The following is a 10216-nucleotide window of genomic DNA, read 5'->3' on the forward strand; positions in this document are numbered from 1 at the left end:
TCCTTCGAAAGCTAAAATCCTGTTTCAAATTTTGCTTCTTTCATAAGAATTCTTTTTCAAAAAAATGTTATAAAATGCAATCTGGTTTCAAATCCGATAAACTTGACAGAGATTGGCATGATTACAGATTTTATCTTTTAATTAAGTGTATATCAATAAGTTCTGTTTGAGAATATTAGGCAAACCTTTATGAATAAAAATTGGCACGTTTTGGTTAGCGGAAACCCCTCCCACGTCGTAAGGGAGATTCATTTCCCCAAAGCCATTGCAACAATATTTTTTACCTTCGTTACACTCTTCGTGATTGCGAGTGGAGTAATGACATATTTGTTTTTTACCCAAGAATTAGATAGAAAAGAATTCCACAAAGTTCAATCGTACAATAAAAAACTTGAAGAAGAGATGAGCCACTTATCTTCCGTCATTGACACTCTTAAATACACCTTAGAATCCCTAAAAAATACAGATAAACGGGTAAGGAAATTAGAAGGTTTGGAACCTATTGATGAAGATATTCGTCAAATGGGTGTTGGGGGAATTCAGTATATTGATTCACTTTTTTATAATTCCAATCAAGATATTTTTTCGCTTCACAACGATTTACTGCAACAGATAGGGGAACTACAACGACAAGTCGGTTTTGAAAAATTCAGTTACAATGAAGTAGATAAATTTGTCAATGTAAAAAATGAGATTTTCAAACACACTCCCTCTATAAAACCGGCTTTCGGTAGAATTACCGATGGTTATGGCTACAGAACCAACCCGTTTACAAAAAAAAGGGAATTTCATCACGGCACTGATATTGCTGGTCATTACGGTGGATTGATTCACTCTGCAGCTGATGGAACCGTTGCAGAAATAGGTTATCATAAAATTTATGGCTATTACATATCAATCAATCACGGATACGGTTATACAACTTTTTTTGGTCACCTTTCAAAATTTCATGTAAAACGGAGTGACAAAGTTACAAAAAATCAAATTATTGGAGAGATTGGAAATTCAGGCATTTCAACAGGTTCCCATCTTCATTACGAAGTCCATTTTTATGGAAAATCTAAAAATCCGGTAAGATATTTCAATAAAAATAAATCCACTATTTTTGTAGATAGCAAATATCTTTCGTAATTGTAAAAACTTAGATTTGGATAAAGCATACATCTTTTGTAATAATAATTATAATAATTTCACATTAAATATCAGCAAATTATCGGATTGCTACATTGTTGCTGCTGATGGGGGTGCAAACTTTCTGTTTCAAAATGGAATTCCTATTGATGCTCTCGTTGGGGATTGCGATTCTATTTATCCTTCTGTTTTCAAATCTCTTACCTCAAAAACGGAAATTGTTAAATTCCCTTTTAGAAAAGATAAAAGTGACACTGAACTCGCAGTGGAATTCTGTATTTCAAAAGGATTTAACGATTTGGTAATTGTAAATAGCATAAACGGACAATTTGAGCATTCTTTGGCAAATATATTTATTATTGAAAAATTTATCAATCAGGCAAATTTTATGTTGCTCAACAAAAAAAACCGAATATTTTTTATAAACAATGATTTTGAGATTGAAATCACCAAAAAAAAAAACATCTCCTTGTTACCATTGACCGATTCTGTTCTTATTGCCCATACGAAAGGTCTGGAATATTCTACTCAAAATGAAAGACTTTATCGCTCCAGCAGCAGAGGAATTAGTAATTATAATACAGAAAATAAAATCTTTATCGCCGTTAAATCAGGCATCTTGATTTGCATTATTGAAAGATAGCGAAAAATAAATCTTGTTTGAAGACGTCCTTGATCAAACCGTAACGAATAGAATCGAGGACTGTTCCCTGACAATTAGAAAAGGAAATTATGCCCAAAACAATAAAATTTGAAGATTCGATAAAAAGATTACAAGAAATCGTAGAAAAACTTGAAGAGGGAAATATTGATATGGATGAATCTATTCAATTGTATGAAGAGGGGATAGGACTTGCAAATTCTTGCTCGAAAAAATTGGAAAAAATTGAGAATAAAATTAGTTTGTTGCAAGAATCACAGAAAAAGACATCTATCAAGAAATCTGATAGGTAAGTTATTTGGGAGAACGAAATGACTAAAATGATGCGTTTAAAAAAGGATGTTAAGGAAAAAAGAGAAATCGTAAACATTATCATTGATCGGTTTTTGCCACGTAAGGATGAATATCCGAAAATTGTTCACAAAGCTATGCGTCATACACTTTTTGCCGGTGGAAAAAGAATTCGACCCTATTTCACAATTACGGTTTATCAATTATTCGGACACATGGACAGAAGAATATTACCCCTTGCCGCTGCTGTTGAACTGATTCATACATATTCTTTGATTCATGATGATTTGCCGGATATAGACAATGACGATAAACGACGCGGGAAAAATTCTTGTCATATTGAATTTGGAGAAGATATGGCATTGCTTGCTGGTGATGCTCTACTTTTGCAAGCATTCAAAATTCTTATGATGCTAAAAATTTCTCCAAAACAAAAAAATACCCTAATACATGATTTCGCCAAAATTGCTGGGACTACGGGTTTAATCGGTGGACAAGTTGTGGATATTGAGAGTGAACATAAAGAGGTTACAAAAGAAATCGTGGATTATATTCATTTGAATAAAACAGGGAAACTCCTTAACACTTCGATCCTTTATGGCGCCATCCTTGCAGAGGCTCGTGAAGATGATATCAAACGTGTAGATGAATATGGGAAAAAAATTGGCCTGATGTTTCAAATCGTTGATGATATTTTGGATGTAGAAGGTAATACCCAGCTGCTGGGGAAAAAAACCGGTGCTGATACGCAAAGCGGTAAAGCAACTTACCCGAAAGTTTGGGGTATGAAGGCGTCCAAAGAGCGAGTGGATGAATTGAAGAACGAAGCAAGAGAAATAATCTCATATTATGGAACAAAAGCAGAATATCTTGAAAAAATCTGCGAGTTTATAGCAACTCGCCAATTCTAATGAATTACGTTAAAATAAAAAGAAATACCGATAGTGCCAAACTGCCGATTAAGAAAACTCCCCACTCTTCCGGCTATGATATTTTCGCAGACATCAAGGAAGAGATAATCCTGAAACCAGGATTGGTTGAATTAATTCCGTCCGGATTTTCCCTTGAAATCCCCCCCGGTTTTGAAGCACAAATAAGACCAAGAAGCGGTTTGGCAATTAAGCACAAAATCGGAGTTTTGAACTCTCCCGGAACGATTGATGCAGATTATCGAGGCGAAGTGAAAGTGATCCTAATAAATCACGGAATGAAAGATTTCGTTATTACCAAACAGATGCGAATTGCTCAGATAGTTTTTTTGCAGGTTCCACAAATAGAAATCGTAGAAACTGACGAGATAAACGAAACTGAGAGAAACGCCAGAGGTTTCGGGCATACGGGATTAACGGATTGATCTTCTCCCGGAAATCTGAGAATGTGCAAATACACTTACGATGACCTTCTCTACAACGATCTAAAAATATTTCAACATAAAAACGGATATAGAAGTAGCGAAGATTCTCTCATTCTCCAAGATTGTATTCTTAATTACACAAGTAAAAATTTCTTAGGAAACGCATTTGAATTCGGTACCGGTTGTGGAATTATTTCCATCTTGCTTGCTGCAAAGCGAGAAAATATTTCTCTTACATCCATCGAAGTTCAATCTTCCCTATATGAGCTTGCAGAAAAAAACGTGAAATATTGTGAACTATCCCCTAAAATTACATTAATCCACATGGACGGCAGAAATGTCGCAAAGAAATTTTCTCCCGGAACTTTTGAAATAGCATTTTCAAATCCTCCTTTTTTTGAACCGAACGAGGGACGCTTGAGCCCGATCAGAGAAAGGCAAATTGCAAAACACGAAATTCTTTGTTCTCTCGTGGATATCTTGGACATTTTTTCCTACTTGCTAAAACTCGATGGAATGGGCTTTGTCATTTATCCCAAAACACGATGCTTACAATTTGATAGCGAACTTTACAAAAGAAGAGATAATCTCAAGCCGATCGCTTACAAATTCTATCAAAATTATGCTAATGAAGTAAAAATAAATCTTATGCCGAAATTTCAAAAACCAAAAAAGGGTGAATCCAGTCCCCAAAATTCGTTTTTGCCTCCAAACAAATTTTCGGAAATTATTGCACAAAATAATTTTAATCTATTTGTGGCTGTGGTGCAAAAGATAAGAAACTATGATTAAAAAATTCATCGAATTATACACTAAAATATTTTTCCACCTCTTTCTTATCTCAATAATCCTTGTGGTTTCCAGTGGATTAATTTTTCTGACTTATTACTCCGAAAAACGAATTGAACGCAAATTAGCTAATAATTTTTCGAGTATCAAATTGTTGCTCTATCTTGAACATAATATAAACCGCAGGGATTTGCAGGAAAGTGTGGGAGATTATCTTAAGATCAATAATATGGAATATACTTCCGGTGGGGAAGCCATTTTGGAATTGGAAAAGGCGAACAATATACAAAATCTCAGCAACTGGGTGAACTCAAGTGAAATACCGGATGTGATGATTTTTAATTTTTCGGGAAAGAATTTTTCCACCTCTCAATTTCTGAATTTGACTGATTACCTTTCCTCCAAAAAAGGTGTAAAATATTTTGACTATAATCAGAAAAAATTAACAATGTTTACATATTGGAATGACATTTTTTACAAGTATCGGCTATATCCCTTTTATCTCATTATAATTTTAGCGGGAGTGATGATCCTACTAATTCGACTTTTAATTCGAATTCAGTGCAGAAAAAAATGGCTCGAATGGAAACTTGCCGGTTCAAAACATTTATATAAAATTTGGCATTTGATTTTGGAATTTTTTTATATGTTGCTGTTTTTATTGATGGCTTTTTTGCTTCCCCTCTATTTTTGGCGAAGTGAAATTCTCAATTTCTTATACGTAAATTCTATTAAATTTAATAGCAGTTTTTATTACGTTTTCGGACTTATCGGTCTGTATTTCATAATTTCGTTATTGAATTTAATTGGTGACAAAAAAAGTTAGTGCATTCGTGGTAAAAAAGAAAGATCAAAATAATTAATGAAAAAGTACAAGCATAACATTCCCAATTTGCTCACAATTTTGCGGATTGTCTTCATTCCATTTTTTGTATATTCTGCCCTTAAGGAATATTACCTAACAAGCATGATTCTGTTTGTTTTCGCTTCGCTCACAGATGCTTTTGATGGTATGATTGCTCGAAAATATAATTATGTTTCAAATTTTGGGAAAATGTTCGACCCGCTTGCTGATAAACTATTGGTTGTGGCTGCCCTGCTTATTTTTGTTTATTGGGATGTTTTGAGTTGGTGGATTGTTGCAATCATTTTATTAAGGGAAATTTTTCTTACTTTATATCGAAATTATTTATCCCGAAAAAATATCGTACTGGCAGCTAATATTTTTGGAAAGATAAAAACCACAGAACAAATGGTGGCAATAATCATTACCCTTGTTTACAAAGTTTACATAAGTTTTTTCATAGAGCCGATACCATTTATCTCAACCGGAATTATCTGGCTTTTTTATCTTGCAGCGTTCCTTAGCTGGTTCTCGGCTGCGATTTATTTAAAACAAACGTGGAGAAAAAACACAAATGAAAATTAGAAATTTATTATTTTTAACCCTAATACTTATCACACTGTTTGGTTGCGGAAAATCAGGAAGCGATAAAAATCGTCCGAACATTCACAAACCATTTTCCTGGGGAAAATTTAACGATATTTATGCGTTTGCAGACAATCAAATCTGGGACTATGGGCAATTAAAACTGCACGAGAATCTGGAACGAATGTTTTATACAACCTCGAATGAAAAATATTTCACATTAGAAAGAAAAAAAATTGCTGCCATTAAGCAAAATTACAAATTTGCCAACCTCCTTTTCTTTTGTGATGTTCATTCAAATAAGCCCGTTTCCGAATATGTGAAGAAACTTCTGCCTGATAAAGTTGCCACAATTTCCGACTCACTTTCTGCAACCATGATAGCCACAAAAGATCTTTGGGTGCAAAATCAAACTGTGATTTTTGTTATTGGAAAAGACGTAGAATCGGTACTGCTCTACACTTTCGAGAATATTACTCGGATTTTTGAAGTTTTTCAAAATCGGAGGATGCAAAGATTGAAAAGATTAGTTTATAAAACAGGCTTGAATAAAAAAGAAATGGAATATGAACGAGAACACTATCCGTGGGAATTGAAATTGCCAAAAGGATATATTACTTTTAAAAGGGATGATGAATCGAATTTTGTTTCCTATCTACTGCGAGTCAAAAAATATCCCGATAGATTCCTTGGGATTTATTGGGAAAAAATGCCGGAAAATATTGTAAACAAGGAATGGCTTCGGAATAAGAGATTGATGATCGGAAAAAAATATTATGAGGGTGATGAATTCTATCTAAAAGATGTGATTCAGCAAAAATATAAATTTGAGTCCTTTAACGGATTCAAACTTTTTGGGAAATGGCAAAATGAGACAAACTGCACCGGTGGAGCGTTTGCCAGTTTTGCTTTTTATGATAAGGAACAAAAAATTGCCTACTTAATTGATAATTCCGTTTATTTCCCGGAAGGGGATAAATTGATAGCCCTAATGAAGCTGGAGATTATTAGTAAAACATTTCACACAAAAAAATAAAATGTAGGTTTTTTAAAATTTTAGGAGGAATACGCTATGAAAATTGTTTTTTCTGTTTTAATTGCCATCTTATTGTCCGGTTCTCTCGTTGGTCAGCAGATAAAAATAAACGAAGTATATTACAACCATCCGGGAAGTGATACGGGTTATGAGTGGATAGAAATATTTAATTCAGGACAAATTTCACAAAATTTAAGCCAGTGGCAAATCGAAACGGGCGGTAGTGGGTTCGCGATAGATTTCACCTTTCCCGACGTAATTATTGGTTCCGGAGAGTTTCTCATTATCGGCGAAGAATATGTTCCGCAGGCAGATATAATTACAGAGTTGAATTTTTACAATGGTGGAAGCCACACTGAAGGGATAAGATTGATCTCTGCCTCCGGGGATACAATTGACACAATTCTGTATAGTTCACCCAATGGAAATAATCTTCCCGGAGATGCAAATCAACCTGGAATTTATTTTGCTCCCAATGTGGGTGATGGGCATTCGCTCATCCGCTTTCCTGATGGAAATGATACGAATAATTGTGAGCAAGATTTTTTTGATTGTGCAGAACCAAACCCGGGTAGTGCCAATAATTTGGTGATGGATTTAGAAATTTTATCTATCCAAATTTTACCGGAAAATCCGGATTCGCTTGATGAGATAATAGTTTCCTTTGAAGCACAAAACAATTCACAAATCACCGTTCAGTCGGAAGAATGGAGTTATCGGATTTTTTGGGATGAAAATTTATTGCTTGAAGGAAATTATCCGACCGCACTCCAACCACAACAAAACATTACTATTACTGAAAATATCGGCACGCTATCTGCCGGTTACAATTTACTATCTGTGGAAATTATTTTCCCCGAAGATGATGAACCGCAAAATAATTTTGCTTCGGCTTCAATTTTACTTGGTATAACTCCGCTGATCATTAATGAATTTTTGTATCGTCCCGAATCACCAAATGCGGAGTGGGTGGAAATTTACAATCGTTCAGAACGAGATTTTAATTTGTTCGGGTGGAAAATTAAGGATTCCGGAAATAACTGGAATTTGATTTGTACAAATAAACTACTGCCTGCGGGTGAATACGCCATTATTGCCGAAGATACAATTTCTGTAAAAAATTATTATAATGAGAATTTGCGGCTATTTCAAACTGATGATTGGTCTAACTTGAACAATTCCACACCTGATGCGGTTGTTTTCGCAGACTCAAACTGCACATTGCTTGATTCGGTTTATTACATTCCTGCGAATTATTCTTGTCCTCCAAATTTTTCCTTGGAAAGAATCAACCCGTTTCAGAATCTGCCAAACAATTGGGAAGTTTGCACAGACACTTGCGGAGCAACTCCCGGTGAAATAAACAGTGTTACACCAGCGAGTTATGATCTGGGTGCAATCAGTTTGAAAAAAGATGTGTTCGCTAATAATATTACGTTATTGGGTGTATGTAAAAATGTAGGATTTGAAGACATTGAAAATGCATTAGCGATTTTCTTTTTAGATGATTTTGATGATGAATATGAAGAAAATGAAATTATTTTCTCGACAAATTTATCTCTCTCATCCGGAGATTCCTTAGAAATTTCTTTTACACTCGAAAATATTGAAAAGGATTATTACAGATTCGGTTTTATATTGCATTGTGCAAATGATTTGAAAGAGGAAAATGATCAAATTTTTACTACATTCAACTCTCTTCAAAATTATCCGATTTGTATAAACGAAATAATGAGCGCTCCTTCCGGTGACGAACCCGAATGGTTGGAGGTATTTCACGATTTTTCTTATCCCTTAGAAATAGTTGGTTGGCAAATTGCTGATTTTACAAATACGGTGGAAATTTATATGGAAAATTTTGTTATTCTACCCGATGAATATATTATTTTATTGTCCGATTTATCTGATTCCAACTTTATAAAAGATAAGTATTTTTCCGACGAATCATATCCGTTGCATTTTGCGGAAGGTTTGCCTTCCCTCAATAACAGCGAAGATAAATTAATTTTATTGGACGAATATGGTTCACGCCTCGATAGCATTCGCTATTATGCGGATTGGGGAGAAGTGGAAAACAATTCTTTGGAAAGGGTGAATCCCATTCATAACAGTAACGATCCCTCAAACTGGGAAAGTTCCGTTGCAGAAATTGGTGCTACTCCCGGAAGGCAAAATAGCATATTTGTTCATCAATTAGGGCATGATGTGAAACTGTCAATTACACCGAACCCAATTTCCTTACGAGAAAAGCGATCGGTTCTTATCGAATACAATTTGCCGGAAATAATATCCGAAGTAAACGTGCGTGTTTTCGATGTAAAAGGCAGGTTGATCAAAATAATTGCCGATCAAGATTGGGTTGGTTCAAAAGGCTCGCTTTTATGGGATTGCAAAGATGAAGCCGGAAAAGTAATGCCTGTAGGAATCTACATTATTCACCTTGAAGCTGGTGGAAAAAATAGCGAGAAAGTTTACCACAAAGTAAAAACAATGGTTATTGGTGAAAAATAGTAAGCTTTTATTGGATCGGCTTCTTCTAATGAAAATATACCAAATCAAAAAATGCAACAGACCTTGGAGAGCAAGAAGAATAAAAGAGATTCTTTCTCTACCATATTCGCACCAAACTATTCACAAGAAATTAAAAAAAACGGGAGAGTGAAAAAAAGAATAGACGATATAAAATTTCTGATAACTATATTAAGGAACGGGGAAATATCAAAAAGGGTGGATACTTATGGTGTAAACCGCCCCCTCTACTTTTCCAGTAAAAAAGTAGCAGGACCATAATTTAACAAATCAATTTCCATTAAACTGCCGAAAGAGCCCAATTGAGGTTCAATCCCGTTTTTTTTCAAAAAATCTGCAAATTCGTAATAAAACATTTTTGCTATATCCGGCGGAGCAGCATTATCAAAACTGGGACGATTTCCTTTATTGCAATTTGCACAAAGGGTGAATTGAGATACAAGCAAAATTTCTCCGTCAACGTCTTTTACGCTCAAATTCATCTTGCCGGCCTTATCTTCAAAAATACGCAGCTTAGAAATTTTTCGGGCTAAATATTCGCACTTATCTTTCGTATCGTGCTTAAAAATTCCCAAAAATACCAAAAGCCCCTCTCCTATCCTTGAGATAATTTGACCATCAACTTTTACCGATGCTCGTTTTACTCTTTGAATGAGAACTTGCATAAATTTCTCCATTCCGTTTTTTTTGCTTAACAAAAAATTTGGTAGATATTTGTCAATCAAAACAAGTGTGGTACGCTTGCACTGTCTGGTGTGCGGGAAGCAAAACTAAATATCTGAAAAAACATTTCTTGACAGAAATATACAAAATTATTTTGTTCATGAATTCGTATCTATCCGTAAAGTATAGATTCGACACAGATCAAGACGGATGGGCACCAATTTAATTTAATATGGAGAATTGCTATGAATTTAGTTTTTTTTATACTATTAATTTTGATTTCATTTATTGTCGTAAGAATTGGTGGAATCGCCTTCAAACTAACCGGCTTGG

Annotated in this window: 11 protein-coding genes; 10 read left to right on the forward strand and 1 reads right to left on the reverse strand. The window is 34.7% G+C overall.

The genetic code is table 11. The features are described from left to right. Positions 1–189: 189 nt before the first annotated feature. From U9P79_05285 to U9P79_05330, 10 genes are all read left to right on the forward strand, one after another. On the forward strand, positions 190–1131 hold the full coding sequence (locus tag U9P79_05285; GenBank protein ID MEA2104041.1) for a M23 family metallopeptidase: 942 nt from the start codon (positions 190–192) through the stop codon (positions 1129–1131). Between the two features lie 16 nt (positions 1132–1147). Then, positions 1148–1774: a thiamine diphosphokinase gene (locus U9P79_05290; GenBank protein ID MEA2104042.1), complete on the forward strand. Its 627-nt coding sequence runs from the start codon at positions 1148–1150 to the stop codon at positions 1772–1774. An 89-nt stretch (positions 1775–1863) separates the two neighbouring features. Next, positions 1864–2085, forward strand: a complete 222-nt coding sequence (locus tag U9P79_05295) for an exodeoxyribonuclease VII small subunit (GenBank protein MEA2104043.1) — start codon at positions 1864–1866, stop codon at positions 2083–2085. Between the two features lie 18 nt (positions 2086–2103). Further along, positions 2104–2994 carry a farnesyl diphosphate synthase gene (locus tag U9P79_05300; GenBank protein ID MEA2104044.1) on the forward strand — a complete coding sequence of 297 codons (891 nt, stop codon included), beginning with the start codon at positions 2104–2106 and terminating at the stop codon, positions 2992–2994. Continuing rightward, on the forward strand, positions 2994–3437 hold the full coding sequence (gene dut / locus U9P79_05305; protein ID MEA2104045.1) for a dUTP diphosphatase: 444 nt from the start codon (positions 2994–2996) through the stop codon (positions 3435–3437). Before U9P79_05300 ends, dut begins: the two co-directional genes overlap by 1 nt. 21 nt (positions 3438–3458) lie before the next feature. Further along, a complete protein-coding gene (locus U9P79_05310; protein MEA2104046.1) occupies positions 3459–4229 on the forward strand; it encodes a methyltransferase in 771 nt (256 codons plus the stop codon). Next, positions 4222–5052 carry a hypothetical protein gene (locus tag U9P79_05315; protein ID MEA2104047.1) on the forward strand — a complete coding sequence of 277 codons (831 nt, stop codon included), beginning with the start codon at positions 4222–4224 and terminating at the stop codon, positions 5050–5052. The genes U9P79_05310 and U9P79_05315 overlap by 8 nt, the downstream gene beginning before the upstream one ends. 36 nt (positions 5053–5088) lie before the next feature. Then, entirely contained in the window at positions 5089–5655 is a 567-nt protein-coding gene (gene pgsA, locus U9P79_05320) for a CDP-diacylglycerol--glycerol-3-phosphate 3-phosphatidyltransferase (GenBank protein MEA2104048.1), read from the forward strand. Continuing rightward, a complete protein-coding gene (locus U9P79_05325) occupies positions 5645–6691 on the forward strand; it encodes a DUF4837 family protein (protein MEA2104049.1) in 1047 nt (348 codons plus the stop codon). Before pgsA ends, U9P79_05325 begins: the two co-directional genes overlap by 11 nt. Before the next feature lie 36 nt (positions 6692–6727). Beyond that, positions 6728–9202, forward strand: coding sequence for a lamin tail domain-containing protein (locus tag U9P79_05330; GenBank protein ID MEA2104050.1), 2475 nt, complete (start codon positions 6728–6730; stop codon positions 9200–9202). 245 nt (positions 9203–9447) lie between these two features. Here U9P79_05330 and dtd read toward each other — a convergent pair whose 3' ends face one another. Further along, positions 9448–9885 (reverse strand): D-aminoacyl-tRNA deacylase, encoded by a 438-nt coding sequence (gene dtd, locus U9P79_05335; GenBank protein ID MEA2104051.1) that lies wholly within the window; start codon positions 9883–9885, stop codon positions 9448–9450. Between the last annotated feature and the right edge of the window lie 331 nt (positions 9886–10216).

It is taken from the genome of Candidatus Cloacimonadota bacterium (genome assembly GCA_034661015.1).
Lineage (GTDB): Bacteria > Cloacimonadota > Cloacimonadia > JGIOTU-2 > JGIOTU-2 > JAYEKN01.